This window comes from Methylobacterium sp. OAE515 (assembly GCF_041806315.1).
Taxonomy (GTDB): domain Bacteria; phylum Pseudomonadota; class Alphaproteobacteria; order Rhizobiales; family Beijerinckiaceae; genus Methylobacterium; species Methylobacterium tardum.
The window spans coordinates 4,426,246-4,450,854 of the sequence record NZ_JBGMUV010000001.1; the positions used below are offsets into that span (position 1 = coordinate 4,426,246).

General features: G+C 70.5%; 22 protein-coding genes. 9 read left to right on the plus strand and 13 right to left on the minus strand.

What is annotated here, in order from left to right; all coding sequences use genetic code 11:
- The 3 genes from ABIE45_RS21515 to grxD are packed head-to-tail and all read left to right on the plus strand — an operon-like array spanning nucleotide 1 to nucleotide 1,133.
- On the plus strand, nucleotides 1-237 hold the full coding sequence (locus ABIE45_RS21515; protein WP_007568343.1) for a BolA family protein: 237 nt from the start codon (nucleotides 1-3) through the stop codon (nucleotides 235-237).
- 23 nt (nucleotides 238-260) lie between these two features.
- Nucleotides 261-755, plus strand: a complete 495-nt coding sequence (locus tag ABIE45_RS21520; RefSeq protein ID WP_192708410.1) for a DUF29 domain-containing protein — start codon at nucleotides 261-263, stop codon at nucleotides 753-755.
- Nucleotides 756-794: 39 nt separating this feature from the next.
- Nucleotides 795-1,133 carry a Grx4 family monothiol glutaredoxin gene (gene grxD, locus ABIE45_RS21525; protein ID WP_010685583.1) on the plus strand — a complete coding sequence of 113 codons (339 nt, stop codon included), beginning with the start codon at nucleotides 795-797 and terminating at the stop codon, nucleotides 1,131-1,133.
- Between the two features lie 156 nt (nucleotides 1,134-1,289).
- Here grxD and ABIE45_RS21530 read toward each other — a convergent pair whose 3' ends face one another.
- The gene (locus ABIE45_RS21530; protein ID WP_192708409.1) at nucleotides 1,290-1,946 is read right to left on the minus strand and encodes a class I SAM-dependent methyltransferase; all 657 of its coding nucleotides are present in this window, start codon (nucleotides 1,944-1,946) and stop codon (nucleotides 1,290-1,292) included.
- A gap of 98 nt (nucleotides 1,947-2,044) precedes the next feature.
- On the opposite strand from ABIE45_RS21530, the gene rlmN reads away from it, so the two are divergent.
- The gene (rlmN, locus tag ABIE45_RS21535; RefSeq protein ID WP_192708408.1) at nucleotides 2,045-3,319 is read left to right on the plus strand and encodes a 23S rRNA (adenine(2503)-C(2))-methyltransferase RlmN; all 1,275 of its coding nucleotides are present in this window, start codon (nucleotides 2,045-2,047) and stop codon (nucleotides 3,317-3,319) included.
- Nucleotides 3,320-3,534: 215 nt separating this feature from the next.
- Here the strand turns inward: rlmN and ABIE45_RS21540 are convergent, their stop codons facing one another.
- From ABIE45_RS21540 to ABIE45_RS21555, 4 genes are all read right to left on the minus strand, one after another.
- Nucleotides 3,535-4,659 carry a mechanosensitive ion channel domain-containing protein gene (locus ABIE45_RS21540; RefSeq protein WP_192708407.1) on the minus strand — a complete coding sequence of 375 codons (1,125 nt, stop codon included), beginning with the start codon at nucleotides 4,657-4,659 and terminating at the stop codon, nucleotides 3,535-3,537.
- A gap of 291 nt (nucleotides 4,660-4,950) precedes the next feature.
- Complete coding sequence (locus ABIE45_RS21545; RefSeq protein ID WP_192708406.1) at nucleotides 4,951-10,257, minus strand: alpha-2-macroglobulin; 5,307 nt, start codon at nucleotides 10,255-10,257, stop codon at nucleotides 4,951-4,953.
- Nucleotides 10,258-10,386: 129 nt separating this feature from the next.
- On the minus strand, nucleotides 10,387-10,686 hold the full coding sequence (locus tag ABIE45_RS21550) for an antibiotic biosynthesis monooxygenase (RefSeq protein WP_010685588.1): 300 nt from the start codon (nucleotides 10,684-10,686) through the stop codon (nucleotides 10,387-10,389).
- A gap of 16 nt (nucleotides 10,687-10,702) precedes the next feature.
- Nucleotides 10,703-11,563, minus strand: a complete 861-nt coding sequence (locus ABIE45_RS21555) for a Kdo hydroxylase family protein (protein ID WP_192708405.1) — start codon at nucleotides 11,561-11,563, stop codon at nucleotides 10,703-10,705.
- 205 nt (nucleotides 11,564-11,768) lie between these two features.
- Here ABIE45_RS21555 and ABIE45_RS21560 point away from each other — a divergent pair, with 205 nt between their 5' ends.
- Nucleotides 11,769-12,218, plus strand: coding sequence for an RNA polymerase subunit sigma-70 (locus ABIE45_RS21560; protein ID WP_192708404.1), 450 nt, complete (start codon nucleotides 11,769-11,771; stop codon nucleotides 12,216-12,218).
- Between the two features lie 146 nt (nucleotides 12,219-12,364).
- On the opposite strand, the gene ABIE45_RS21565 is transcribed toward ABIE45_RS21560, so the two are convergent.
- Together ABIE45_RS21565 and ABIE45_RS21570 are read right to left on the minus strand one after the other, a co-directional pair.
- Nucleotides 12,365-13,366, minus strand: coding sequence for a GNAT family N-acyltransferase (locus ABIE45_RS21565; RefSeq protein WP_192708403.1), 1,002 nt, complete (start codon nucleotides 13,364-13,366; stop codon nucleotides 12,365-12,367).
- 164 nt (nucleotides 13,367-13,530) lie between these two features.
- Nucleotides 13,531-14,013, minus strand: a complete 483-nt coding sequence (locus ABIE45_RS21570; protein ID WP_192708402.1) for an Hsp20 family protein — start codon at nucleotides 14,011-14,013, stop codon at nucleotides 13,531-13,533.
- Between the two features lie 194 nt (nucleotides 14,014-14,207).
- Here ABIE45_RS21570 and ABIE45_RS21575 point away from each other — a divergent pair, with 194 nt between their 5' ends.
- The gene (locus ABIE45_RS21575) at nucleotides 14,208-15,242 is read left to right on the plus strand and encodes an alpha/beta hydrolase (RefSeq protein ID WP_192708484.1); all 1,035 of its coding nucleotides are present in this window, start codon (nucleotides 14,208-14,210) and stop codon (nucleotides 15,240-15,242) included.
- A 4-nt stretch (nucleotides 15,243-15,246) separates the two neighbouring features.
- Here ABIE45_RS21575 and ABIE45_RS21580 read toward each other — a convergent pair whose 3' ends face one another.
- Complete coding sequence (locus ABIE45_RS21580; RefSeq protein WP_192708401.1) at nucleotides 15,247-15,771, minus strand: histidine phosphatase family protein; 525 nt, start codon at nucleotides 15,769-15,771, stop codon at nucleotides 15,247-15,249.
- 204 nt (nucleotides 15,772-15,975) lie between these two features.
- On the opposite strand from ABIE45_RS21580, the gene ABIE45_RS21585 reads away from it, so the two are divergent.
- Nucleotides 15,976-16,899 (plus strand): class I fructose-bisphosphate aldolase, encoded by a 924-nt coding sequence (locus ABIE45_RS21585; protein ID WP_192708400.1) that lies wholly within the window; start codon nucleotides 15,976-15,978, stop codon nucleotides 16,897-16,899.
- A 26-nt stretch (nucleotides 16,900-16,925) separates the two neighbouring features.
- Here ABIE45_RS21585 and ABIE45_RS21590 read toward each other — a convergent pair whose 3' ends face one another.
- The 3 genes from ABIE45_RS21590 to ABIE45_RS21600 form a co-directional block, all read right to left on the minus strand.
- A complete protein-coding gene (locus ABIE45_RS21590; RefSeq protein WP_192708399.1) occupies nucleotides 16,926-17,777 on the minus strand; it encodes a MoxR family ATPase in 852 nt (283 codons plus the stop codon).
- Nucleotides 17,778-18,032: 255 nt separating this feature from the next.
- Nucleotides 18,033-18,674 carry a hypothetical protein gene (locus ABIE45_RS21595; RefSeq protein ID WP_192708398.1) on the minus strand — a complete coding sequence of 214 codons (642 nt, stop codon included), beginning with the start codon at nucleotides 18,672-18,674 and terminating at the stop codon, nucleotides 18,033-18,035.
- Nucleotides 18,671-19,930 carry an ATPase gene (locus ABIE45_RS21600; protein WP_192708397.1) on the minus strand — a complete coding sequence of 420 codons (1,260 nt, stop codon included), beginning with the start codon at nucleotides 19,928-19,930 and terminating at the stop codon, nucleotides 18,671-18,673. The genes ABIE45_RS21595 and ABIE45_RS21600 overlap by 4 nt, the downstream gene beginning before the upstream one ends.
- A gap of 313 nt (nucleotides 19,931-20,243) precedes the next feature.
- On the opposite strand from ABIE45_RS21600, the gene ABIE45_RS21605 reads away from it, so the two are divergent.
- The gene (locus tag ABIE45_RS21605; RefSeq protein ID WP_192708396.1) at nucleotides 20,244-22,106 is read left to right on the plus strand and encodes a cation:proton antiporter; all 1,863 of its coding nucleotides are present in this window, start codon (nucleotides 20,244-20,246) and stop codon (nucleotides 22,104-22,106) included.
- 15 nt (nucleotides 22,107-22,121) lie between these two features.
- Here the strand turns inward: ABIE45_RS21605 and ABIE45_RS21610 are convergent, their stop codons facing one another.
- Nucleotides 22,122-22,529, minus strand: a complete 408-nt coding sequence (locus tag ABIE45_RS21610) for a hypothetical protein (protein ID WP_192708395.1) — start codon at nucleotides 22,527-22,529, stop codon at nucleotides 22,122-22,124.
- A 335-nt stretch (nucleotides 22,530-22,864) separates the two neighbouring features.
- Between ABIE45_RS21610 and ABIE45_RS21615 the strand changes: the two genes are divergently transcribed.
- The gene (locus ABIE45_RS21615; protein ID WP_192708483.1) at nucleotides 22,865-24,040 is read left to right on the plus strand and encodes a VWA domain-containing protein; all 1,176 of its coding nucleotides are present in this window, start codon (nucleotides 22,865-22,867) and stop codon (nucleotides 24,038-24,040) included.
- Between the two features lie 168 nt (nucleotides 24,041-24,208).
- Here the strand turns inward: ABIE45_RS21615 and ABIE45_RS21620 are convergent, their stop codons facing one another.
- Complete coding sequence (locus tag ABIE45_RS21620; RefSeq protein WP_192708394.1) at nucleotides 24,209-24,529, minus strand: 2Fe-2S iron-sulfur cluster-binding protein; 321 nt, start codon at nucleotides 24,527-24,529, stop codon at nucleotides 24,209-24,211.
- Nucleotides 24,530-24,609: the final 80 nt, after the last annotated feature.

Sequence of the window (24,609 nt, forward strand, 5' to 3'; positions counted from 1 at the left end):
ATGCCGATGGATGCGGGCGAGATCGAGCGCATGATCCGCGAGGCCCTGCCGGACGCGCAGGTGGAGATCCGCGACCTCGCGGGCGACGGCGACCACTACGCCGCGACCGTCCTGTCGGCGGCCTTCAAGGGCAAGACCCGGGTGGCGCAGCACCAGATGGTCTATGGCGCCCTCCAGGGCCGGATGGGCGGCGTGCTGCACGCCCTTGCGCTGACCACGGGCGTCCCGCAGGATTGAGGCTTCTGGCGGGAGCGCTCCCGATGGACCGACCGAGTCTCTACGACGACGACATCGTGACCTGGGCCGAGGAGCAGGCGGCGGCCCTGCGCGCGCTGGCCGAGCGGCCTGAGCTGTCGAACGCGGTCGATTGGGAGAACGTTGCCGAGGAGATCGAGGGCGTGGGGCGTTCGCATCTGCGGGCAGTCGAAGGTCTGCTGATCCAGACGCTCGCCCACCTCCTCAAGCGCGCATCCGCCCCGCTCGCGCCGGCCAGCCTGCACTGGCGGGAGGAGATCGCGACCTTCCAGATCACCGCCTGGAACACCTACGAAGCGTCGATGCGGCAAAGGCTGAACTGGAACAGGATCTGGAAATCCGCCGTCACGGCCGCGGAGGCTGGTCTCGGCGCCTATGGGAACGCGCTGCTTCCGGGGCTGCCGGAGTCCTGCCCGATCCGTCCTGAGGATCTGCTGACCGAGACTTTCGACATAGAGCACGCACTTCGTATGATCGCTACATCGGTTGCGCGCCGCTGATTCGGACCTCACATACGACCGACGAACAAGGACAGAGCGATGACCGACGCAAACACGACCATCCAGAACGAGATCGCCTCCCAGGACGTGGTGGTGTTCATGAAGGGCACGCCGCAGATGCCGCAATGCGGCTTCTCGGGGCAGGTGGTGCAGATCCTCAATTACCTCGGCGTGCCGTTCAAGGGCGTGAACGTCCTGGCCGACCAGGAGATCCGCGAGGGCATCAAGGCCTTCTCGAACTGGCCGACCATCCCGCAGATCTACGTGAAGGGCGAGTTCGTCGGCGGCTGCGACATCACCCGCGAGATGTTCCAGTCGGGCGAGCTGCAGACCTTCCTGTCCGAGAAGGGCGTGCCGGTGAAGACCGCCGCCGCCTGATTCTTTTGGGACTTGGCACCATGGATGAGGGCGCCTGCGGGCGCCCTTTTTCATGCCTGGCTTTGCGAGCGCAGCGAAGCAACCCAGGGCAGCGCGAGCTCGGCGGGCGTGGCGCCGCTGTGTTGCTTCGCCCCGCCCGCGAAGATGGTGGCCGTATCAGCGCGGCTCCCGCGCCACGAACAGGGCGACGCAGCCGACGACCGTGATCTTCACCGACCGGAAGCGCCGGTCCAGCGCCGCATGCAGGTCCGGCAGGGTGTCGGCGGCGTTCGAGAACACCCCCTTGCGGTTGTAGACCCGCATCAGTGCCCGCGCCGCACCCGTGGTCGGGACGCCGCCCGACAGGATCGTGGCGCCGAATACCACGCCGTCGTCGGCCAAGCACGGACGCACCGTGTCGAAGGCCTTCGCCTTCGCGGCGATGTCGCCCGGCAGGCAGTGCAGCAGGTAGGTCATCCCGATCGAGTCGAACGGCGCGATGCCGCTGGCCGGGGCGCCGAGCACGTCGACCCGGTAGGTCTCGGGCCGGTAGCGCGCGATCCGGTCGGCCGCGAAGGCGAGGCTGTCGGCGTTGAGGTCCATCAGGCCGACGCGGGGTGCGGGCGTGGGGAAGCGGCACCGGTCGAGATACCAGCCGGTTCCGACTCCGACATCAAGATGCGCGAGGCCGGCGTGCCGGTCGTAGAGATCCAGGATCCGCGCCGTGGGACAGCGCCAGATCAGCGGGTTCGACAGGCGCAGCACGACGAGGTCGTAGATCTGCAGCGTCCGCGGGTTGTAGATCGCCTGCCCGGCTCGGGTGTCGGTCGCCATGGCTCTCCGTCAGGACCCCTGTGGGCGGCGCGCATTCGCATTCGCCGCCGCGATCGCCTATATCAGACCCTTTCCAACGTATGGATCGTTTGAACGCCATGGCGACGCCGTCGCTCGACAGCGCCCGCGCGGCCGATGCCGCGATCGAGAAGGCGCCCGATTTCCTCCCCGAAGCGCTGCCGGGCCGCCGCCCGTCGCTGGTCGGCCTGACCCGCGACGCCCTCAAGGCGCAGCTCGTCGGCATGGGCGTGCCCGAGCGCGAGAGCCGGATGCGCGCCGGCCAGGTCTGGCATTGGGTCAATTTCCGCGGGGCGTCCGACTTCGCCGAGATGACCAATGTCGGCAAGGCGCTGAAGGCGCAGCTCGCCGAGCACTTCACCCTGGAGCGCCCCGAGGTGGCGAGCCGGCAGGTCTCCCGCGACGGTACCCGCAAGTGGCTGCTGCGCATGGCGCCGACCAACCGGCAGGAGCACAATCGCGGCGCCGAGATCGAGTGCGTCTACATTCCCGGCCCGGATCGGGGCACGCTCTGCGTGTCCTCCCAGGTCGGCTGCACCCTGACCTGCTCGTTCTGCCACACCGGCACGCAGCGCCTCGTGCGCAACCTGTCGGCGGCCGAAATCGTCCAGCAGCTCGTCACGGCCCGGGACGAGCTCGGCGACTGGCCCGGCCAGATGCCGAGCCGCGACGCCGGCGGCTCCGGCGATGTCGGCCGGCTCGTGACCAACATCGTGTTCATGGGCATGGGCGAGCCCCTCTACAACCTCGACGCCGTGGTCGATGCGGTCGGAGTCATGTCGGACCAGGAGGGCCTCGGCCTGTCCCGCCGCCGGATCACGGTCTCGACCTCGGGGGTCGTGCCGCAGATCCCGAGACTCGGCGAGCAGGCCAACGCTATGCTGGCGATCTCGCTCCACGCCGTGCGCGATGACCTGCGCAATGAGCTGGTGCCGCTCAATCGGAAATACCCGATCGCCGAGCTGCTCGCGGCCTGCCGCGCCTATCCGGGCCTGAGCAACGCCCGCCGGATCACCTTCGAGTACGTGATGCTGAAGGGCGTCAACGACTCGGACGCGGATGCGCGGGAGCTGGTGCGCCTGCTCAAGGGCATCCCGGCCAAGATCAACCTGATTCCGTTCAACCCCTGGCCGGGCAGCCGCTACGAGTGCTCCGATTGGGACCGGATCGAGCGCTTCTCCGAGATCGTGTTCAACGCCGGCTACGCCTCGCCGGTGCGCACGCCCCGGGGCCGAGACATCCTGGCGGCCTGCGGCCAGCTCAAGAGCGAGACCGAGAAGCTGCGCGCCCGCGCCCGGTTGATGCAGGAGGAGGGCATCGGCGTGGAGAGCTTCTACGCCGGTGCCGACGACTGAGCGGCGGTCCAATGGACGACGTCCAACCCGCGCCCTCATCCTGAGGTGCGGCGAAGCCGCCTTGAAGGAGGCCTCCAGAAGGCGCTGTGATCCCTTGAGCCCTCCTTCGAGGCCTCCGCTGCGCCTCGGCATCTCAGGATTAGGGCGTGGCTGGGAGTTCGACGAGCGTGAAAGGTGCCCCATCGTCTTCGCTGCGCGCGTGATGACGCTGTGCCTCACGCCGCGAAGCGCCGTGCCTCCGCCCGGCGCAGGGCCGGCTCCTCGGTTCCGACCCATTCCGTTCGGTGCCGCGGCAGGGCCTCCGGGTGCTCGGCCTGGAGCCACGTGATCATCGCCTCGCGCACGACGCAGCGCAGGTCCCAGGCCTGGGGCGCGTTGCGGGCGCTCACCAGCATCCGGATCTCGATCGTCGATTCCTTCGCGTCCGAGACCTGGAGGTTGACCACCTTGCCGTCCCACAGGGGCGTGGCCCTGGCGATCTCGGCGAGCTTCTCGCGCATCAGGGCCACCGGCGCCCGGTGATCGACGTAGAGGAACACGCTGCCGATCAGCGAGGCGCCGTCGCGGGTCCAGTTCTGGAACGGCTTCTGGATGAAGTAGGTCAGCGGCAGGACGAGCCGGCGCCAGTCCCAGAGGCGGACCACCACGTAGGTGGCGGTGATCTCCTCCACCCAGCCCCACTCGTTCTCGACGATGATCGCGTCCTCGATCCGGATCGGCTGCGTGATGGCGATCTGGATGCCGGCCACGAGGTTCGACAGGACCGGCTGCATCGCGAGGCCGAGGACGAGGCCCGCCGCGCCCGCCGAGGCCAGCAGGCTGACGCCGTACTGGCGCACCGGCTCGAAGGTCATCAGCGCCACCGACAGGGTGACGAGCGCCACCAGTGTCACGCCCGCCCGCTCCAGGATGCGCATTTGCGTGAAGTGCTTGCGCGCCAGGAGATTGTCCTCGGCGTCGAGCTTGAACCGCCGCAGGTAGATCACCCTGGCGATGTGGAGCGCGGTGGCGCAGCACCAACCGGTCAGCGTCACGAAGGCGACCAGCAGGATCTGGTTGAGGGCGATCCGCACCTCCCAGGACAGGTGCACAGTGGTCGAGGCGAGGCTGATCGCCACCACGATCAGGCCGAGACGGCTCGGGCCGTGGGTCCGCGACACCAGCGAGCGCCAGAACAGGCTCTTGCCGGCGACCGCCCGCTTCATCGCCCGATAGACGACCCCGTGCAGGGGCATCACCACGGCGCAGCAGGCGACGATGAGGATCAGGCTCTCGGCCCACCACGGCAGGTAGGCCAGCACGCGGGCGGCGGAGCCGGCGAGCGCGTCGAGGTCCGGCATCGGGCAACGCTCCACGGGTTCCGAAGGGGACTCCATGGGAATGGGTGGGCGATCGCGGGGGTTCCGCAATGCACCATGTGCTCGCCGCAACGCAGCGACCCGGCCCGGCGGGTTGCGCCGTCGCGTCCTTGTCGGGCCCGGACGATGGCCTCGGCACCCCGTCTCTGCGAGCGTAGCGAAGCAATCCAGGGCAGCGCCACGCTCACCGACGGCGCGCCGCCCTGGGTCGCTTCGCTGCGCTCGCAAAGACGGGAAAGCCACGTCGAGCGGGGCGCTCGAGCGCCGCCCGCCCTACTTCGCCGCCCCGACCGTCACGCTGCCCGAGGCGGTCCGGCCGAACCGCGCCGGCCGGTACATGTCCTCCACGGTGGCGCCCGGGTGGACGTAGGTCCCGGGCGAGACCGCCCGCACCGTGTAGGCCACCGTGAAGAAGGCCGACTGGCTCGGATCGCGGTCGTAGGCCGCCACGAACCGGTCGTCCCGGAACTCGGTGTGGACCGGCTGGACGTCGGACTTGGCGAAGGCGAGCCCCTGGAGCGCGTCGGCGTCGAGGAGCTTCGGATTGTCGATCTCCAGCCCCGCCGGCAGCGGATCGACCAGCAGGAGCCGCGCCGCTTCCGCCTTGGCCTCGGTGACCTTGAGCACGACCACGAGCCGGTCGTTCTGGCGCAGGCCGCTCGCCGGGTCGACGACGCTGCCGTCCAGCCGCCGGAAGCTGCGCTCGATCGTGTAGCCCTGCTGCGCTGCCGGCTCCGGCACCAGAGGGCTGCCGTTGACGGTCACGGCCACCTGCACGGGGCTGCGCCCGGTATTGGTGAGCTGAACGCCCCGGTCGCCCAGGGCCGTCTCCCGGTAGACCCGGGCCAGCATTCCGGTCTGCGGGGCGCCGTCCACGGTGAACGAGAGGGCGCCCGCCTCGTTCGACAGGCTCTCGGCGGCGAGCACCATCCAGGCATTTTCCTGCGTGCTCGTCGCCCGCTCGGCCTGCTGCTCCTCGCCGAGCACGGAAGCGACGGGGCCGAGGGCCCCCTGCGCCAGCCCGCTCTCGGCGGCGAGCGTGATCAGCCCGGCGCCGTCGCGCAGGCGGGAGCCGTAATCGGCGCGGTACAGGCCCTTGTCGCGCTCGGCGCGCAGCACGGTGAGCGCCGAGTCCATCGCCTTCGCGGCCCGGCCGCGGTCGCCCAGCAGCGCCAGGGCGGCGGCGAGCTGCGCGCGCCCGAGGGCCGAGGAGAAGTCGCCGATCTTGGTGTCGGCGAGGTAGCGCAGGTCGCCCATCACCGGCCGGCCGTTCCGGGCGAGCACGTAGGCCGCGTAGGCGAGGTCGGCGCCGCCGTTGCGCACCTCGGTGGCATTGGCCACCGCGTTGCGCAGGAAGTCGAGCGCCTGGGCAAAGGCCTTCTGCGGCACCGCGAAGCCGCGCTCGCGGGCGCGGGTCAGGAAGTCGGTGACGTAGGCGTCGAGCCAGAGGTCGCTCGAGCCCTGCGCCGACCACAGGCCGAAATCGCCGCTCGAATCCTGGCGGGCGAGCAGGCGCTCGATCGACTCGCGCACCCGATCGTCGGCGCCGTTGTCGAGGGCGAGCTTCTCCAGGGCCGCGAGCTTGTTGACGTAGAGGAGCGGCATCGCCCGGCTCACCACCTGCTCGGAGCAGCCGTAGGGGTAGCGGTCGAGGGCCCGGAGCAGCGCCGCCACGTCGACTCCCGGTAGTGCCGTGGCCGAGAGCGAGACGCTGCCGGTCCCCGGCTGCAGGTCGGCGAGGAGGTCCGAGGTCAGCGTCAGGCCGGCCCCCGGGGCGAGGCTGCGCACCGAGCGGCGCAGCAGGGCGCTGGTCCCCGGAGAGATCCCCAGGGCGAAGCTCTGGTTCAGGGCGCCCGGGAGCCCGGGCCCCGACAAAGCGAGGTCGAGGCGTGCCGTGCCCGGTCCGGCGGCGGTGAGCGGGATCGCGAACTGGCCCTTGGCGCCGGCTTCCAGCCGCAGCGTCTGGCGCAGCGCGCTGGCGCCGACCACGACCGGGCCGGTCGGGCTCAGGTCGACCGTGTACTCGCCCGCCGGCCCCTCGACATTGTCGAGGGCTACGAACAGGCGCGAGCGGTCGCCGGTGTCGAGGAAGCGCGGCAGCGTGGCGCTGAGCACGACCGGATCGCGGATGATCACGTCGGCCTGCGCCTGCCCGACCCGGTCGACGCTCCAGGCAGTGACCATGACGCGGCCGGTGCCGTTGAAGGCCGGGATCGGGAAGGTCACGCTGGCCGCGCCGTCCGGCCCCACGGTGACGACTCCGGAATAGAGCGCCAGCGGCGCCTGGGTAGGCGGGGAATCGGCGAGTTCGCCGCCGCCCGCGTCGCCGCCGGAGCGGATCGCCCCGGCCGAGCCCTGCATGCCGTCGATCAGGTAGCCGTAGAGGTCGCGGACCTCCGGCCCGAGCGCCCGCTGTCCGAGGAAGTACTGGGTCGGGTCCGGCGCCGCGTAGCGGGTCAGGTTGAGGATGCCGACATCGACCAGCGCCACGGTGATCCGCGCCGGCTCGCCGGCCTTCAGCCCGGTGAGCTGGACCGGCAGGGTCAGGTTCTGGCGCGGGCGCGCCCGCTCCGGCGCCTTCAGGGCGACCCCGAGGCTGCGCCGCTCGCGGTCCACCGAGAACCACGCCAGACCCAGCGCCCGACCCGGCAGGCGCTTGGCCGCTTGGTCGAGGGGCTGGTAGGCGGTGGCCACCAAGTAGGCGCCGGCGCCCCACTCGGCCTTCACCGGGATGCTGACCGTGGTGCCGCCCTCCGGCACGCTGACCTCCAGGGTCTGGTGCACGCGGTCGCTGACGACCATCAGGCTGGCCTGACCCCTGAACTTCGGGCTGAGCTTGGCCCGCAGCGTGTCGCCGGTCGCGTAGGCGGCCTTGTCGAGGGTCAGATCGAGGAGGTCGGGCGCCTCCGCGGTCTCGGAGCCGCCCCAGCCCACCTCGAAGCCGAGGCTCGCACTCGCCTCTGGGGCGCCGGCGGTCGAGACCTCCAGCCGGTAGCGGCCGAGGCCGACCGGCGCCTCGATCCGGCTCGGACCGGCGGCCTTGAGATCAACGGTGCCGCTGGCGATGCGCCGCGCGGACTTGACCGCCTCGAACGACCAGCGCCCGTCCGCCCGGTACCACTGGTAGGAGGAGTCGATCCGCGACAGGGTCCAGCTCACGCCCGGCCGGGCCAGGAGCGCCCCGTCGGGGCTCGCGAACACCACGTCGAAGCCCGCGATCCCGCCCTCCTTCAGGTCGGTGAAGCCCTTGCGCAGGGCGAGAACCGGGTTGGCTGGGAGGATCGGCAGGGTCAGGCTGCGCGACAGCGCCCGGCCGCCGGGCTCGCCGACCGCCAGCGTGATCTTCGCCTCCAGCGCCCGCGGCGCCGCGACCTGCGGCACCGGCACCGTGACGATGGCGTCGCCCTGCGCGTTCGTGGTGGCGTGGTCCTGCAGCTCCTGGGTCGCCGGCTCCACGGCCTCGTCGTCGAGACCGATGGCGTAAGTCTCCAGCCCCTTGATGCCGCTGGTGGCTGCCGCCTGCACGGTTACGCTGCCCGACACGTCGAGATCGGCGCCCGGGGCGCCGTAGAGGTAGCGGGCGGCGATGTCGACCTGCGCGGCCTCGCCCCGTTTCAGGGCCGCCTGACGGGCCTTGAGGGTCACCTCCAGGCGCTCGGGGACGTAATCCTCCACGAGGAAGCTGGTCTCGCCGATCGCGGGCGCCTTCGGGTCCGTGTAGGCGGAGACCCGCCACGTGCCGTGCATCGCCCCCGACAGGAGCGGCAGCGGCAGGGCCCGGCCGCCGAGCCCCTGGTCGGGCACCGAGACGCGCCGGTACTCGACGCCGTCCGGCCGCTTGACCACCAGGGTCAGCGGCAGGTCCGGCACGGCGGCGCCGCGGGGGTCACGCAGAAGGGCGGTGAGCTGGACGGTCTCGCCCGTGCGGTAGACCCCGCGCTCCGGGAACAGGTAGGCGTCGAGGCCACCGGTCTCGGGCCGCCCCTTCACGCCGCGGTCGGTGAGGTCGAAGGCGCCGAGGTTGAGGTCGAGGAAGCCGTAATCGCCGCCCGCCTGGGCGACCACGAGGCTCGGCGCCAGGCCGCCCTCCCCGCGGGCGAGCCCCGGATCGAAGGCGACGTGCCCCTGCGAATCCGTGGTCCGGGTGCCCAGCACCTCATTGTTGCGGGCGACCAACCGAATCTCGGCGCCCGCCATCACCTGCGCGGAGGCGAGCGAGCGCAGGACCACGGTGACTCCGTCCCGGCCCTTGGTGGCGGTCAGCCCCAGGTCGGAGACCACGAACCACTGGGTCGCCTGGGTGTCGTACTCTTCGTCGGAGGCGGCCGTGCCCGAGGGACGGGCCAGCATCACGTACAGGCCGGGCTCCAGCTTGCCCACAGCCTGAAGGACCGGGAAGGCGGTGACCGCCTCTTGGTTTACCTCTGCCTTGGCGGTGTCGAGGGTGCCCTTCCAGACGCGCTGGCCCTTCTCGGACGCGATTGTCCGGGCGGTGGATCCGCTGAGCTGGCCCAGGAAATCCTCGGAGCGCAGGGTCGGCAGCAGGCCGCGGTCGCCGATCCGCAGCACCTCGACGTCGAGCTTCGGCGCGTTCACCGAGACCAGGGGCACGCCCGCCTGCCCGGTCCGGGGCAGGACGTAGTTGCGCCCGGTGAAGCGCACCTGCGGAGCGCGGTCGCGGACGTAGATCTCGTAATCGGCGGCCTTGAGCAGGCTCTCGCCGACGGCTGAGGGCAGGCCCTGGCGGACCACGATGGCGTAGCGGCCGCCGTGCTTGAGCCCGTCAACGCAGACCTGGGAGCCCTCCCCGGTCACGGCGGCCGCGCTGCTGCCCGAGACGGCGACGAAGGGCGCGTAGTCAGTCTTGGGCCTGATCGCTTCCGAGAAGGTGAAGCAGGCCCGCGGGGCGGCCGCGTCGGAATCGACCTTGTAGTCGAGGATGCGGAAGCCGTGCTCCGCCCGCAGGGTCTCGTAGGTCTCCCGGACCGAACCGGTCTCGGCCAAAGCGAGGCTCGCCGCGTAGGCGTCGAGGGAAGGCCGCCACGATTCCTGCTCGGCCTCCGCGGCGCCGAGCGCGGCCAGCGACGCCGCCGCGTCGGCGGCCGTGCCGGCGCGCTCGTAGGCGCGGTAGGCGGCGGCCGTCACCCGCCCGCGCAGGCGCGACCGGCCCTGGTAGTCGTTGTCCTCGAGCGCACCCAGGGCCGCCGCGGCCCCGCGGGCATAGGCCTGCCAGTTGCGGCCGTCGGCCGGGTCGGCCGCCACCGCGGCGGTGAGCGGCGCCAGCGCCTCGTCCGGCTTGTCGGCGGCGAGCAGGGCCAGCCCGGCGGCGCGGGACTGGCCGGCGGGCCGGAGCGGGCCCCCGGCCTCCGCCTTCAGCGCGGTCTCCAGGCGGACCGCCGCGCTGGCGAGGTCGGCCCGGACGAAGCTCTTGGCGAACGGCGCGGCGACGGCCGTGACCGGCCGCGGCGCGGTGCGGGCCGCCGGCGAGGTCTGGGCGAGCGGAGTCTGGGCGAGGGCCGGAACGCCCGCGATTCCTCCGAGGAGCGCCAGGGCACCCGCGAGCCGTCCGAGCCGCGCCATCAGCCTGTTCCCCACCCGCCGCAACCCCGATGATTCGTCCCGGGTCCCGTCGCGCGGGAGCCTAGCACCGGCGGTCGGGCTCGCAACGCTTCGGATCGCGCAAGGCCCTGCCCGGCCTCGCGCCGAGGCTCAGAACGCCTTCAGCACCTGCTCGGCGTGCTCGACGGCCACCGGGCCGGCGAAGCAGTGGGAGACCAGGGCGCGGTAATCCTGCCAGGGCTGCGAGCCGGTGAAGTCCTTGGTGTGGGCCTCCAGCGTGTCCCAATGGATCAGCAGCCGGTAGCGTTGCGGGTGCTCGATGGAGCGCCGCACCTCGAAGTGCCGGCAACCCTTGGCCTGCTTGAAGATCGCCGAGGCCTCGGTGATGCCCTTCTCGAACTCGGCCTCCAGGCCGGGCTTGATCTCGATCTGCGCGATTTCGAGGATCATCGGTGCGGTTCCTGTCTCAGGTGCGAAGGGCGCGGCCGAGCTTGGCCGCCAGGATGCGCTGCGGACTCAGGGCCGGGTCGGCCTGGGCGGTGACCGGGAGGTAGGCGGTCTGCTCCAGCATGTAGCGGCCGCCCATGGCGCCGTGCATCACGAGGTCGGAGAAGGTCACCCAGGTCTCGCCGGGGCGGAACTCCACGTCGGCCTGTGGCGCCGACGCCTGATAGGTCTCGTCCTGCTTGAGGGCGTCATGCAGGTGCAGCATCAGGTGGTCGTATTCTGAGCGCTTCGCCTTGGTGATGCGCAAAGCCGCGAGCAGGCGCGCCGAAAGCGGGGAGTAGCCCGGCAGCCGCGGCAGGAACTTCTCCGCCATCGATCCGAAATCCTCGCCGACCCGCCAGCGCCGCGGCTCGCCCGCCGGGTTGACGTTGCGGAACACCCGCAGGATCCGCTTCTCGCCGATCGGGTTCGACGGGAAGGCGTCGACGTGCAGCCGCGTGTCGTCGCGCCGCCAGCTCAGCTTGCGCCGGTCGACGTCGAAGGGCCGGTAGGAGGTGCCGGCGAGGCTCACTCGGTCGAGGTATTCGGGCAGGTAGGTGCCGATCAGGTCGCGGGCGAAGGCGCGGTACCGGATCAGGAGCAGGCGCAGCGCCTCCTGCTCCTCCGGCGTGCCGGCCGCGCCGCGCAGCTCGGCGGCCTCGCCCCGGATGTTGACGTTCTTGGCCTTGCCGTCCGCGAAGGGCCGCTCGGTGAACCGGTGCTCGAACTCGCTGAACGGGAAGGGCAGATCGGGGAACAGCAGGACCGCCCCGGCCTCCAACTCCCGGGCCAGGGAGCCGGGCGTCTCGCCGGGAGCGACTCTGCGGATCGGGCTGATCATCGTGCGCGGGCTGGGCCTGCCATGTCGGGTGCGCCCCTGTAGCCGAGGCGCCTCGGGCAGGCCAGGGGCGGCATTTCCGGTGGATGACATCGCGCGTCCACCGACACCGGGTCGCGCACCCGGCCGCAGCGCTTGCGCAACCGCTTCGTTCCCGGCACGTTCCCCGGCCAGTACCGGCTCAAGAGCGCGGCGGAGGATGGCGCCGATGGCGACCCTGAAGGAATTCGAGGAAGCCTTGCGCGAGCACGGCATGAACATGGCGCTGGCGCTGCTGGAGCGCCTGCGCGAGCGCGACCGCGCGACCCGCACGGTCAAGCCGGCCCGGCGGCTGACCGGGCAGAAGATGACCCCGGAACTTGCTCGGGCGATCCTGGACCTGCACGCCACGACCGGCATGACCCAGCAGGAGATCGCCTTCAAGGTCGGGGTGAACCAGGGCCGGGTCAACGAGGTGATCAAGCGCGGCAAGTGGCTCACGGACGATCCGAGCGCCCCCGAGGCCGTGGCCCGCGACAAGGCGGTCGCCCGGATGCGCGGCGATCCCAAACCCAAGAAGTCGGCCGCCGCTCGCTCTGCCTCCGGCCGGACCAAGGAGCGCAAGGCCCCGCCTCCGAAGGCGCGCAATCAGGGGCAACTGGCCCTGGGGGATCTTTAAAGGCCTCTCGCGGAACCCGTCTTTGCGGGCGCAGCGAAGCAATCCAGCATCGCCACGCTCACCGAGGCCGCGCTGCCCTGGGTTGCTTCGCTCCGCTCGCAAGGACGGCGCGGGCCTTAACTTCCGGTTGTCCGATCCAACCCCCCTCACCCCGCCGGCGCGAAGTGACCCCGGTAGCGCGCGCCGATCGCCTCGACCGGCAGCGTCACGAACACGTCGGTCGTGCCGAACTGGCGGTCGATCACCGCCCCGTCTCCGAAGGTGGCGCCGAGGCGCAGGTAGCCCTTGATCAGCGGCGGCAGGGCCTGCAGGGCCGCCTTCGGATCGACCGCCTCCCTCGGCAGCCGGTCCATCGCCACCGCGCGCTCAGGCAGTGCCGAGGCGCGCCAGCCCTCAGGGGCACGGGCATGGTGGTGCAGGAAGGCGAGCGGCAGCGCCAGCCGGTCCGGATCGGTGCCCTCCAGGCTGGCGCAGCCGATCAGCGCGTCGATCCGGTGGTGCAGGACGTAGGCGTAGATCCCCTGCCACAGCAGCTCGACGGTGCGCTTGCTCCGGTAGGGCTTCAGCACGCAGGACCGGCCGAGTTCCAGCAGCCGCCGATGCCCCTGCGCGGCGAGCAGCGGCCCGAGGTCGTACTCGCTCTCGGAATAGAAGCCCGCATGGCGCGCGGCCACCTCGCTGCGCAGCAGCCGGTAGGTCCCGACCACCTTGGGCCGGGGCTCGACGAACGGCTTCGTCCGCTTCGGAGCGGCATGATCGAGGACGAGGAGGTGGTCGCAGAGCGCGTCGTAGCTGTCGACGTCGCGCCGGGACAGGGCGGCGAGCCCGGTCGGGATCGCCGACATCTCCTCGTAGAACACCTTGAAGCGCAGGCGCTGCGCCCGGCGGATCTCGGATTTCCGCGTCGCCAGCCGCACCTCCAGGCTGCCGATGCGGCCGAGGCTACGCCCCTCGAACGGATCCGGCAGGCGGATGGCGCGATCGGCCGAGAGGACATCGGCGATGCCGGCCGGACCGAGATCGTCCAGGCGCGGTTGCATCTGCCGACGGCGCAGCTTGGCGATCGGCGCGCCGACGCCCCATTGCACGCCCTTGTGCCAGCCGGCTCCGAGTGCGCTGTAGGCTCCGCGGGCGAGATTGGCGACCATGGTCGGGGATCACTCCGGGTGCGCGTCCTGCACCGTCCTGGGGACTTAAGAGCACGAACGCACACGCCATTATGACAGCCGCCACAAGAAAAGCGCCCCAGCGTTCGGCTGGGGCGCTCTGTCACTCTCAGGTCCCGGTCAGTCGGACTGGAAGTCCGGCCGGATCAGGCGGCCTGCTGGACGGCGTCCGTGCGGACGTCACCCTCGATCACCGGGGCGCTGGCGCGGCCCGCCGTGGCGATCTGGATGCGGCGCGGCTTCTTCGCCTCCGGAACCTCCCGGACGAGGTCGATGTGGAGGAGGCCGTTCTCAAGCGCGGCGCCGGTCACCTGAACATGGTCGGCGAGCTGGAAGCGGCGCTCGAAGGCGCGGGCCGCGATGCCCTGATGCAGGAACTCCGCCTTGCCCTCGGGCTTGCGCTCGCCCTTCAGCGTGAGCGCGTTCTCCCGCACCTCGATCGACAGGTCGGACTCGGTGAAGCCGGCGACCGCGACGGTGATGCGGTAGGCGTTCTCGCCGGTCCGCTCGATGTTGTAGGGCGGGTAGGTGGGCGCAGCCTCGGCGCTCGCGAACTGGTCGAGAGCGGAGAACAGCCGGTCGAAGCCGACCGTGGAACGGTAGAGGGGCGCGAGATCGAACTGACGCATGACATATCCTCGTGTGAGCAACATGCAATTCCGGTCCGCCCAGAGGGCCGGACCCGTCTTTCGTGCCGCCTGATGGCCGGCACACGAGAGATATCGGAGGCGGAAAAACCGGGTTCAAGACCCCGGGCGATAGCAAGAATCGAGATTTTTTCGCTACGGTCGGACCGCGTACGGACACGCTTGAGGTGAGCCCTGTGAGACGGTTCGACGGTGAGATCGGGCGAGAGCCGCCGCTCCTGACCCTGCGCAGCACGCCGGATAACCCGGTGCCGCCCGGCGGCACCCTGATCGCGGTCGGCACGCGCGACGATTGCACCCTGCGGGCGGCGTATTGGCAGACCACGGCGCGCAGCTGCCGCGGCACGATCTGCCTGCTCCAGGGCCGGGCCGAGTTCATCGAGAAGTACTACGAGACGATCCGGGAGCTGCGGAGCCGGGGCTTCGCGGTCGTCGCCTTCGACTGGCGCGGCCAGGGCGAGTCGGACCGGCGGGTGGACGACCCGCACAAGGGCCACGTCGCCCATTTCGACGAGTACCGCCTCGACCTGAAGGCCGTCACCGAGACGGTGCTGGTCCCGCTGATGCCGGAGCCGCATATCGGCCTCGCGCACTCGATGGGCGGATGCGTCGCCCTCCTCGGGGCTCTCGACGGCTGGTTGCCGTTCCGGCGCCTGGTGGCGCTGGCACCGATGCTGTCGATCCGGATGATCCGCTGGCCGGCGGGCGCCGCCCTGCTGTCGCGGGGCTTGCATCGGCTCGGGCTGGGGAGCCGCTACATCCCGTTCGGCAAGCCGGTCTCGATCGCGACGAAACCCTTCGCGGGGAACCGCCTCTCACGCGACCCCGTCCGCTACGCCCGCAATGCCGCGGCGGCCCGGCAGGTCGGCGCCGGCGCCGTCGGCGATCCGACGATCGCGTGGCTGGCCGAGGCGTTCCGGGCGATGGCGCGCCTGCGTGACCCGCGCGCGGCACCGCGCATCGCGCTGCCGACGCTGATCCTCGCGGCGGGCGCCGACCCGGTCTGCGGCACCCCCGACACCGAGCGTTTCGCGGCCCGGCTGAAGGCCGGCCATATCCTGGTCCTGCCGGATTCCCGGCACGAGATCCTGACCGAGCGCGACGCGATCCGGCAGGATTTCTGGGCGGCCTTCGAGGCCTTCGCGCCGGGCTCGCCCCTGCCCTCCCACGCGGAGGTCGAGGCGCACGCCGCCGCGGTGCCGGTGGCGTGAGATCTCAGCCGGCGAGGTCCGGGTCGATGTCGCGCGGGCGCACGAACCGCTCCAGGCGGCCCCGGTCCGAGGCTATCTCCGACCAGTGGGCGGCGTCGAACTCGATCACCGCGTAGGCGGCGGTCGGGAACTCCAGGGCGAGGCGGTCGCGGGCGGCCCGCGGCCCCTCCCCCGCCAGATCGACCGCAAGGTCGCCGAGGCCCGGGTTGTGGCCGACGACGATCACGGCGGCCGCCGTATCGGGCGCGGTCTTGATCACGTCGAGGATCCGGCGGGCCGGGGCCTCGTAGATCTCCGGCTGCAGGCGCGTCTCGGGATTGCCGAGCGCGGAAGCTATCGCATCCCAGGTCTCCCGCGTCCGCAGCGCCGTCGAGACCAGGGCGAGGTCGGGGCGGAACCCCTCCTTCGCCAGATGGGCGCCCACGGCCGGCGCGGTCCGGCGGCCGCGGTCGTTGAGCGGACGTTCGCGGTCGGCGACGCCCGCCGGGCGGTCCGACTTGGCGTGCCGCAACAGGATCAGCCTGCGCATCCCATGAGCCTTCGAAGGAGCCATTCGTGGCGTCGTCTCGGGGCGGGGCGCGCGGCTTTCGCCGGACCGACCCCGTGGAGGTCCCCCGACCGGTTAGCCGAAAGTGCGGCGCGCGGGAACCTCGGCTTTCCTCGTCCGGTTCGGAACGCGGGCCGCGGCGACCCAGTAGACGGCGCGTCGGCCTTTGGCGAAGGAGGCTGCCCGATGGAACGATCGCCCCGCGTCACCGAGATCCTGTCCTGGTACGGGGCCGACAGCCCTGGGACGCTGACCAACCTCGCCCGCATGCTGGAGCACGGCAGGCTCGGCGGCACCGGCAAGATGCTGATCCTGCCGGTGGACCAGGGTTTCGAGCACGGTCCCGCTCGCAGCTTCGGCCCGAACCCGCCGGCCTACGATCCGCGCTACCATTTCGAGCTCGCCCTGGCGGCGGGCTGCAACGCCTACGCGGCGCCGCTGGGCTTCCTGGAGGCGGGGGCGCGGGACTATGCCGGGCGGATCCCGCTGATCCTCAAGCTCAACGACCACGATCTGCTGGCCGACGAGGAGGATCCCGAGCAGGCCATCACCGGCTCGGTGACGGACGCGCTGCGGCTCGGCGCCTGCGCCATCGGCTTCACGATCTATCCGGGCTCGACCCACCGCAACGCCATGTACGGCCAGATCCGCGCCATCGCCGAGGAGGCCAAGAGCGTCGGGCTCGCGGTGGTGATCTGGTCCTACGCGCGGGGCTCGGCCCTGTCGAAGGAGGGCGAGACCGCCATCGACGTGATCGGCTACGCGGCGCAGATCGCCGCGCAGCTCGGCGCACACATCATCAAGGTCAAGCTGCCCACCGCCCATATCGAGCAGCCGGCGGCCAGGAAGGTCTACGAGTCGACCAAGATTCCGATCGGCACCGCGGCCGAGCGCGTCCGCCACGTGGTGCAATGCGCCTTCAACGGCCGGCGGATCGTGATCTTCTCCGGGGGCGCCCACGCCGAGGAGGCCAAGTTCCTCGACGAGATCCGGGCGATCCAAGCCGGGGGCGGTTTCGGCTCGATCGTCGGGCGCAACGCTTTCCAGCGCTCCCGCGATGACGCGCTGAAGCTGCTCGGGCAGATCACCGACATCTACGCGGGTCGATAGGCGGCTTCGGGAAGGGCGCCGGCGGCTCAGCCGCCGCGCTGGTCCCGGCGCATCATGAAGGCGAGCTTCTCGAACAGGCTGACATCCTGCTCGTTCTTCAGGAGCGCCCCGTGCAGGGGCGGGATCAGCTTGCGGCCGTCCTGCTCGCGCAGGGTCTCGGGGGCGATGTCCTCGGAGACGAGGAGCTTCAGCCAGTCGAGCAGTTCCGAGGTCGAGGGCTTCTTCTTCAGGCCCGGGACCTCGCGCATTGCCAGGAAGGTGCGCAAAGCCTCCTCGACAAGGCGGTGCTTGATGCCCGGATAATGGACGCCGACGATGCGCTGCAGCGTCTCGGAATCGGGAAACTTGATGTAGTGGAAGAAGCAGCGGCGCAGGAACGCGTCCGGCAATTCCTTCTCGTTGTTCGACGTGATGATCACGATCGGCCGGCGCACGGCTTTGACGGTCTCGCCGGTCTCGTAGACGTGGAACTCCATCCGGTCGAGTTCGGTCAGCAGATCGTTGGGGAACTCGATATCGGCCTTGTCGATCTCGTCGATCAGCAGGACCGGGCGCTCGGGCGCGGTGAACGCCTCCCAGAGCTTGCCGCGCCGGATGTAGTTGCCGATCTCCGAGACCCGCGGGTCGCCGAGCTGGGAATCCCGCAGGCGCGAGACCGCGTCGTACTCGTAGAGGCCCTGCTGCGCCTTGGTGGTCGATTTGATGTTCCAGACGATCAGCGGCGCATTCAGCCCCTTGGCGATCTCCTCGGCCAGCACGGTCTTGCCGGTGCCGGGCTCGCCCTTCACGAGGAGGGGGCGTTCGAGCACGACGGCGGCGTTGACCGCCGCGGTGAGGTCGGGGGTCGCGACGTAGGTCTCGGTGCCGGAAAAGCGCATCGCGGTCTCGATGAGGTGGGCCTGGGGTCACGGGTAACGCGGGGCGCCGCAGGGTCGCAAGCGCTCTGCCGCGGCTTTGCCGACAGCGCCTCTCCCACTCCAGCCCTCATCCTGAGGTGCCCGCGTCGGCGGGCCGCGAAGGAGGGCTCCAGGGATCGCGCAGCTGGCTGGAGAGCTCCTTCGCGGCCTCCGCTGCGCTCCGGCGCCTCAGGATGAGGGAGCGGGTTTGAGTCTCGGGCTAAGCCCTGAGCCTGATCAGCCCTTCTCGTGCCAGACGCAGTTCCGGGCCAGGATCTCGAGGTTGACGTCCGACTTCTGCGGCTGCGGCAGGGTCTTGCCGTCCATGGCGAGGTCGATCTTGATCTCGACCTGACCCTTCGCCTCGTTCGAGCGGCGGGAGAAGTAGCAGTATTGCTGGTAGGGCTGGTCGGCGCTGTCCTTGAAGTTCCAGCCGGTCACGATCTGCCCGTCGAGATAGGGCACCTGCTTGAACACCGTGAAGGTGGTGTTCACCGCCGCCTTCGAGGCCGGGGCCGCGTCGCTGCCGAGCTGCGCCCGGGTGGGGGTCGGCGAGGCGGCGACCTTAGGCAGGCCCTCGAGCTTGAGGGTGTTGTCGGTGAGCGTGACCTCGCCCTTGGTCTTCAGGGTCACGTCCGAGAGCGCGGCCTGCATGGCGGCGGCGATCTTCTCCGCTGCCGTGTCGAACTGGTTCAACGTCGCCCAGCCATAGGCCGCCGCCCCGACGCCGATGCCTGCGAGGCACGCGAAGGCGCCGAAGCCCAGCGCCCGGAACAGGAAGGCCCGGGCGGCGACGTAGCTCGAATCCGCCCGTAGGCGGGAATTCACCTGTTGGGCGAGGGCGATGTTCTCAGGAGTTCCGCCCGCGACGTAGTTCATGCGCCCGCTCCCGCGGCAGGTAGGGTCTGGCCCGGCAGGGTCTGGTTGGGCAGAGCCTGCTGGCCCTGGGCCGGTCGGTTCATCGGGATCACCGCGCCCGAGGCGTTGGCGGCGCGCGGCAGGATCGGCTCAGGATGCGAGCGCAGGGCGTCGGCGATCGCGTCCAGCATGTAGGGGGCGGCCTCCGGGTTCACGGCGGCGCCGAGGTCGTCCTCGTCCATGAAGGTCCGGCGGGTCGAGACCGCGCAGAGCGCCAGGATCGTCGACGCGAAGGCCGCGCAGATCGCCGGCAGGAACACGAAGATCCGCAGGAAGGCGTGGACCTGGCTCTCGGTCACGTCGATCGGGTCGACGCCGTAGACCATGGCGGTGAAGGAATGGAGCTGCGAGCGGTTGACCGCGTTGCGGTAGCCCTGCTCGGCATCGGCCACGCGCCGGTCGGCGGCCCCCGGATCGAGGGCGGCGCGCGCCTTGCGGGCCTCCTCCAGGTCCTTGATCATGCCGGCGCGGTCGGCGGACGCCTTGGCGACGCCCTGCGACAGGGCGGCGACCCGGGGATCGGCCACGCATTTCAGGTTCTGGTACTTGCGGCCCTTGCTGTTGGTGCCGAACACGCGCTCGCAGCGCTGGGCCGGGAGGCCGGCGAGTTGCTGGGCGTTGTCGGCGGAGCGCTTCTCGATCTGGTCGAGCTCGGCGGTGTACTGGGCCACGCGCTCGTCGGCCGCCTTGATGCGGTCGCCGATCGTGGCGCGGTCGGCCTGCGCGTCCTTCAGGGCAGTCTTCGTTCGGGCCGCCTCCATCAGGCGGGGATGGAACATCATCTCGCCGAGCTGCGACACCGACTTGGTGGTCACGCCCGCCGCGAAGATGATGCCGATCACCGCGAGCGCGCGCACGAAGTACGAGCGCTGGGTCCGGGCGAGGATGCCGAGCGGCACGCGGCACAGCTCCACCGCGGCGTAGACCATCGGCGCCAGCAGCATGAAGTAGAAGGCGTGCCAGTCACCGTCGCTATAGACGCCCGCGAACAGCCACGCGCCCCACAGCGAGGCGCCGATCACCATGAACTCGACGAGGTACGCGATACCCACGTAGCCCCACTTGATGCGGTAGCCCTTGTCGACGTGGCGCTGGTGGCGCCAGCGATCCGATTCCAGCTTCCACTCGCGCTGCTCGCGCTTCAGGTCGCGGTTGGGTGGCGAAGCGGGACCGGAAAATATCGATTTGATGGAGATCATCGGCCTCGTCGCATCCATCGGGTCCAGTCTCGGGCACGGCCCGGCCGAGCTTAACCCCCGGTTAACTCAGGCGTGTATGCGCGCATTGTGCCGATTTTGCGCCGCGTTGCACGTCTTCACTGCACGCATCCTCTGGATGGCCGTCTGCATCCCGCGTGCCGGTGACCGAAATGTCTCACCCCGGCCGTGTATCCGGCTTGTGTCAGAACGCACCTGCGCGGGACCGATCCGGGACGGAAACCGGTTGCTCCCGCAGGAGCGCCGACCCATGATCGCTAAGCCGTGATCGGCATCCCCGCCGCCCCGAGAGACGAGGTTCGATCCGCCGCCGATGCCAGAGGTCCAGATCTCGGGAGTCCATTCGGGCTCCTACAAGGAAGCGATCCTATTCCTCGTCACGGCGGGCATCGTGGTGCCGCTGTTCCACCGCCTGCGGATCTCGCCGGTTCTCGGCTTCATCGGTGCCGGCGCCCTGCTCGGACCCTTCGGCCTCGGCCGGCTGGCCGACACCTACCCCTCCGTTCACCTCTTCACCATCGGCAACCGCGCCGAGATCGCGCATCTCGCCGAGTTCGGCGTGATCTTCCTGATGTTCATGATCGGGATCGAGCTGTCCTGGGAGCGCCTGCGGATCCTGCGTCGCCTGGTCTTCGGCCTCGGCTCCCTGCAGGTGGGCTGCTCCGCGCTGATCCTCGGTGCGATCCTCTACGGGCTCAACGTGCCGCCCACCGGCGCGGTGATCGTCGGCATCGGCCTCGCCTTGTCGTCGACCGCCGTGGTGCTGCCGGTTCTGGCCGAGCAGAAACGGCTCAATGCGCCCACCGGCCGCACCAGCTTCGCGGTCCTGCTGTTTCAGGATCTGGCGGTGGCGCCGGTCCTGTTCGCCATCGCGGTGCTCGGCCGCGACGATGGCGGCGACAAGGGCTGGGCGCTGGCCATGGCGCTCGGCCAGGCGGCGATCGCGCTGGTGCTGATCGTGGTCGCGGGGCGCCTCGCGCTGCGCCCCCTGTTCCAGCTGGTGGCGCGCACGCGCTCCACGGAGCTGTTCATGGCGGCCTGCCTGCTGGTCATCGTCGGCACCGCGCTGACCGCGGCGGCGAGCGGCCTGTCGATGACCCTGGGCGCCTTCGTGGCCGGCCTGCTGCTCGCCGAGACTGAGTATCGCCGGGCGATCGAGGCGACGATCGACCCGTTCAAGGGCCTGCTGCTGGGCGTGTTCTTCGTCTCGGTGGGCATGAACCTGGACCCGGCCCAGCTCATGGCATCGCCGGGGGCGATCCTCGGCCTGTCCCTGGCGCTGGTCCTGATCAAGGCCGCCGTGGTGATGATGGCGGCCCCCGTCCTGAAGATCCCCCGGCCGGTGGCCCTGGAGACGGCGCTGCTGCTCGGGCCGGGCGGCGAGTTCGCCTACGTGCTGATCGGCGGCGCCATGGCCACCGGGCTGGTGCCGGAAGAGGTCGGGGCGGCCGCCCTGGTGGTCACCACCGTCACGATGATCATGATCCCGGCTCTGGCGGCGATCGGGCGGCGGCTCAAGATGCGGGCGACGGCCAGCGCTCAGGCCGCCGTCAAGGCGGAGCCGTGGCCTGAGCGGGTGGAGAACCGGGTGATCGTGGCGGGCTTCGGCCGCGTCGGCCGACAGGTCGGCGAGATGCTGGAGCGGCACAAGATCCCGTATCTCGCCCTCGATTCCGACGCCGCCCGGGTCGCCGAGCAGCGCCGCGCCGGCGCGCCGGTCTATTTCGGCGACAGCGGTAACACCGAGATGCTGCGCCGCTGCGACATCGCCACGGCCCGGGCCCTGGTGGTGACCCTCGACAATCCGCGCGCCGTCGAGGCGGCGGTGTCGGCGGCCCGCGCGGAGCGGCCGGACCTGACCATCGTGGCCCGTGCCCGCGACGCCCGTCACGCGTCGTCCCTCTACGAACTCGGCGTCGACGACGCGGTGCCAGAGACGATCGAGGCCTCTCTGCAGCTCTCCGAGGCCGTGCTGGTCGATGTCGGCGTGCCGATGGGACTCGTCATCGCGTCGATCCATGAGCGTCGGGACGAGTACCGGACCCTGCTGAAGAAGCGCGAGAACGAGGCGAAGCCGATCTTCCGCGCCCGCCGCACGGTGGGCAAGACTCTGGGCAAGCCGTCGGCCAGGCGGGAGCCCGAGCGTCAGGAGGTGGCAGCCGGCCAGGAGGCGTGAGGCGCGACGGGTCTCTTAGACCGAGGCGCGCTGGGCCTCGTCGTGCTTGGCCCGCCGCGCCACGCGGCTGCGCGGCGCCGGCTCGAACCCGTCGGCGAAGCTGCAGCGGTAGACCAGCTCGTCCGGCGGCCCGAGGCCGGTGACCAGGGGCACCGTCACGGTATCTCCGGAGAAGCGCCAGCCGCGCGCGCCCTTGTCCCAATAGAGCCAGACCGTGCCGGGATAGCCGCGCAGGGTGAACACCGCGGCCTTGCGCGACAGGGCCTGCACGGCCCGCGGCGCGTACATGCCTTTGTCCCGGTAGGCCTCCCGGGTCGCGTCCGGCTGACGGTCCATGAAGGTGTTGCGCACCAGCTGAATCGTCGCCCCCGGCTTCGCGAGAAACCGCTTGAAGTCCGCCAGATTCCGCAGGATGACCGCCATCGCGGGTCTCCTCGCTTGCCCTGCGCGGGCCGCGTTGCCGCGTCCGCACACACTCGATGTACCGAGTTGAGCAATTCCCATGACCGAATGAGTGACCGGGCCAGGCTTGTCCGGGCACATATCAACAGATTCGGCGAGTTATGCCCAGGTTATGAGTCCCATTTGTGCGGAGAGACTCGCGTGGCCGTCTGAATCAGCGCTGTTCATAGCGCTGCATCTTGTCGACCATCCGCGAAGATTCAGAACCGCGGTCTAAAACTCTTCCCGAGCGCGGCACTGCCGTCATCGATTCGCTCGGGCTTGACCCGCGCCTCCGGGTGGCGCGTTCTCCCGGGATGCTGCTGCAGTTCTTCACGGCCCTCCGGGACGCCAAGGTGCCCGTCTCCTTGAAGGAGTACCTGACGCTTCTCGGCGCCCTCGACCGGGGCCTTGCCGGGCACGATGTCGAGGCATTCTATTTCCTGTCGCGCACGGCGCTGGTGAAGGACGAGGCGCATCTCGACCGGTTCGACCGGGTGTTCGGCACGGTGTTCAAGGGTCTCGAGAGCCTCGGGGAGGCGGTGGAGCCCACACCCATTCCCGAGGAGTGGCTGCGCAAGCTCGCGGAAAAATACCTGACCGAGGCCGAGAAGGCGGAGCTGAAGGCGCTCGGCTGGGATAAATTGTTCGAGACCCTGAGGCAGCGGCTCGCCGAGCAGAAGGGGCGCCACCAGGGCGGCTCGAAATGGATCGGGACCGGCGGGACGTCGCCCTTCGGCGCCTACGGCTACAACCCGGAAGGGATCCGCATCGGCCAGGACGGCAACCGCAACTTCCGGGCGGTGAAGGTCTGGGACAAGCGCGAGTTCAAGGATCTCGACGACGACCGGGAGATCGGCGCGCGCACCATGCGCCTTGCGCTGCGGCGCCTGCGCCGCTTCGCCCGGACCGGCGCGGCCGAGGAACTCGACCTCGACGGCACGATCCGCGAAAGCGCCCGCCAGGGCTACATCGATGTGAAGCTGCGGCCGGAGCGGCGCAATGCCGTGAAGGTGCTGCTGTTCCTGGACGTCGGCGGCTCGATGGACTGGCACATCGAGCAGGCCGAGGCGCTGTTCTCGGCGGCGCGCTCGGAGTTCAAGCACCTCGCGCATTACTACTTCCACAACTGCCCCTACGAGGCGGTCTGGACCGAGAACCGGCGGCGGCACGAGGCGAAGACGCCGCTGCTCGACGTGATCCGCACCTACGGCAGCGACTACCGGCTCGTCTTCGTGGGCGACGCCTCGATGAGCCCCTACGAGATCGCCACAGCCGGCGGTTCGGTGGAGCACTGGAACGCGGAGGCCGGCGCCGTCTGGATGCAGCGGCTCCTCGACCACTTTCCGAAGGCGGCGTGGCTCAACCCCGTCCCCGAGACCCACTGGGGCTACACCCAGTCGATCGGCATGATGCAGCGGCTGGTCTCGGGCCGGATGTTCCCGCTGACCCTGGAGGGACTCGACGCGGCGGCGCGGGCGCTTGTGCGATAACAGGTGGGTTTAGGGTCTCACCGCGCGATGCGGGCGGAGGCGATGCCGTCCTTGCGAGCGCAGCGAAGCAATCCAGCGGCGCCACATACACGGATATCGCGCTACCCTGGGTCGCTTCGCTGCGCGCGCGATGACGGGATGTGATCGAACGCCCTGAACGGTGCCGTGTCAGCCCTGCTGGGACGGCGTCGTCACCACGAGGCCGTCCAGCGCCGGCGTGATCTTGATCTGGCAGGATAGGCGGGAATTCTCACGGACGTCGCTGGCGAAATCCAGCATGTCCTGCTCCATGTCCTGCGCCTTGCCGACCGTCTCGATCCAGGCGTCGGCGACGTAGACGTGGCAGGTGGCGCATGCGCAGGCGCCGCCGCACTCCGCATCGATCCCCGGGACGTTATTGCGCAGCGCCGTCTCCATCACGGTCGCGCCGACGCTGCCTTCGACGGTCCGCTCCGTCCCGGCGTGGTCGACGTAGGTGATCTTGGGCATGCTGGGGGCTCCGGGCTCGCGTCGAGCGCACTCTGTCCGACGGGCGGCGTGCCTGCTTGGCGGCTGGAAACGCGGAATGC

What these genes read in the sequence shown, in the direction of transcription:
- ABIE45_RS21620 (WP_192708394.1), bottom strand. Translation starts at nt 24,529, where the DNA reads ATGCCCAAGATCACCTACGTCGACCACGCCGGGACGGAGCGGACCGTC.
- ABIE45_RS21600 (WP_192708397.1), bottom strand. Translation starts at nt 19,930, where the DNA reads ATGGATGCGACGAGGCCGATGATCTCCATCAAATCGATATTTTCCGGT.
- ABIE45_RS21595 (WP_192708398.1), bottom strand. Translation starts at nt 18,674, where the DNA reads ATGAACTACGTCGCGGGCGGAACTCCTGAGAACATCGCCCTCGCCCAA.
- ABIE45_RS21520 (WP_192708410.1), top strand. Translation starts at nt 261, where the DNA reads ATGGACCGACCGAGTCTCTACGACGACGACATCGTGACCTGGGCCGAG.
- ABIE45_RS21610 (WP_192708395.1), bottom strand. Translation starts at nt 22,529, where the DNA reads ATGGCGGTCATCCTGCGGAATCTGGCGGACTTCAAGCGGTTTCTCGCG.
- ABIE45_RS21570 (WP_192708402.1), bottom strand. Translation starts at nt 14,013, where the DNA reads ATGCGTCAGTTCGATCTCGCGCCCCTCTACCGTTCCACGGTCGGCTTC.
- rlmN (WP_192708408.1), top strand. Translation starts at nt 2,045, where the DNA reads ATGGCGACGCCGTCGCTCGACAGCGCCCGCGCGGCCGATGCCGCGATC.
- ABIE45_RS21555 (WP_192708405.1), bottom strand. Translation starts at nt 11,563, where the DNA reads ATGATCAGCCCGATCCGCAGAGTCGCTCCCGGCGAGACGCCCGGCTCC.
- ABIE45_RS21590 (WP_192708399.1), bottom strand. Translation starts at nt 17,777, where the DNA reads ATGCGCTTTTCCGGCACCGAGACCTACGTCGCGACCCCCGACCTCACC.
- grxD (WP_010685583.1), top strand. Translation starts at nt 795, where the DNA reads ATGACCGACGCAAACACGACCATCCAGAACGAGATCGCCTCCCAGGAC.
- ABIE45_RS21550 (WP_010685588.1), bottom strand. Translation starts at nt 10,686, where the DNA reads ATGATCCTCGAAATCGCGCAGATCGAGATCAAGCCCGGCCTGGAGGCC.
- ABIE45_RS21515 (WP_007568343.1), top strand. Translation starts at nt 1, where the DNA reads ATGCCGATGGATGCGGGCGAGATCGAGCGCATGATCCGCGAGGCCCTG.
- ABIE45_RS21565 (WP_192708403.1), bottom strand. Translation starts at nt 13,366, where the DNA reads ATGGTCGCCAATCTCGCCCGCGGAGCCTACAGCGCACTCGGAGCCGGC.
- ABIE45_RS21545 (WP_192708406.1), bottom strand. Translation starts at nt 10,257, where the DNA reads ATGGCGCGGCTCGGACGGCTCGCGGGTGCCCTGGCGCTCCTCGGAGGA.
- ABIE45_RS21585 (WP_192708400.1), top strand. Translation starts at nt 15,976, where the DNA reads ATGGAACGATCGCCCCGCGTCACCGAGATCCTGTCCTGGTACGGGGCC.
- ABIE45_RS21580 (WP_192708401.1), bottom strand. Translation starts at nt 15,771, where the DNA reads ATGCGCAGGCTGATCCTGTTGCGGCACGCCAAGTCGGACCGCCCGGCG.
- ABIE45_RS21615 (WP_192708483.1), top strand. Translation starts at nt 22,865, where the DNA reads ATGCTGCTGCAGTTCTTCACGGCCCTCCGGGACGCCAAGGTGCCCGTC.
- ABIE45_RS21530 (WP_192708409.1), bottom strand. Translation starts at nt 1,946, where the DNA reads ATGGCGACCGACACCCGAGCCGGGCAGGCGATCTACAACCCGCGGACG.
- ABIE45_RS21560 (WP_192708404.1), top strand. Translation starts at nt 11,769, where the DNA reads ATGGCGACCCTGAAGGAATTCGAGGAAGCCTTGCGCGAGCACGGCATG.
- ABIE45_RS21605 (WP_192708396.1), top strand. Translation starts at nt 20,244, where the DNA reads ATGCCAGAGGTCCAGATCTCGGGAGTCCATTCGGGCTCCTACAAGGAA.
- ABIE45_RS21540 (WP_192708407.1), bottom strand. Translation starts at nt 4,659, where the DNA reads ATGCCGGACCTCGACGCGCTCGCCGGCTCCGCCGCCCGCGTGCTGGCC.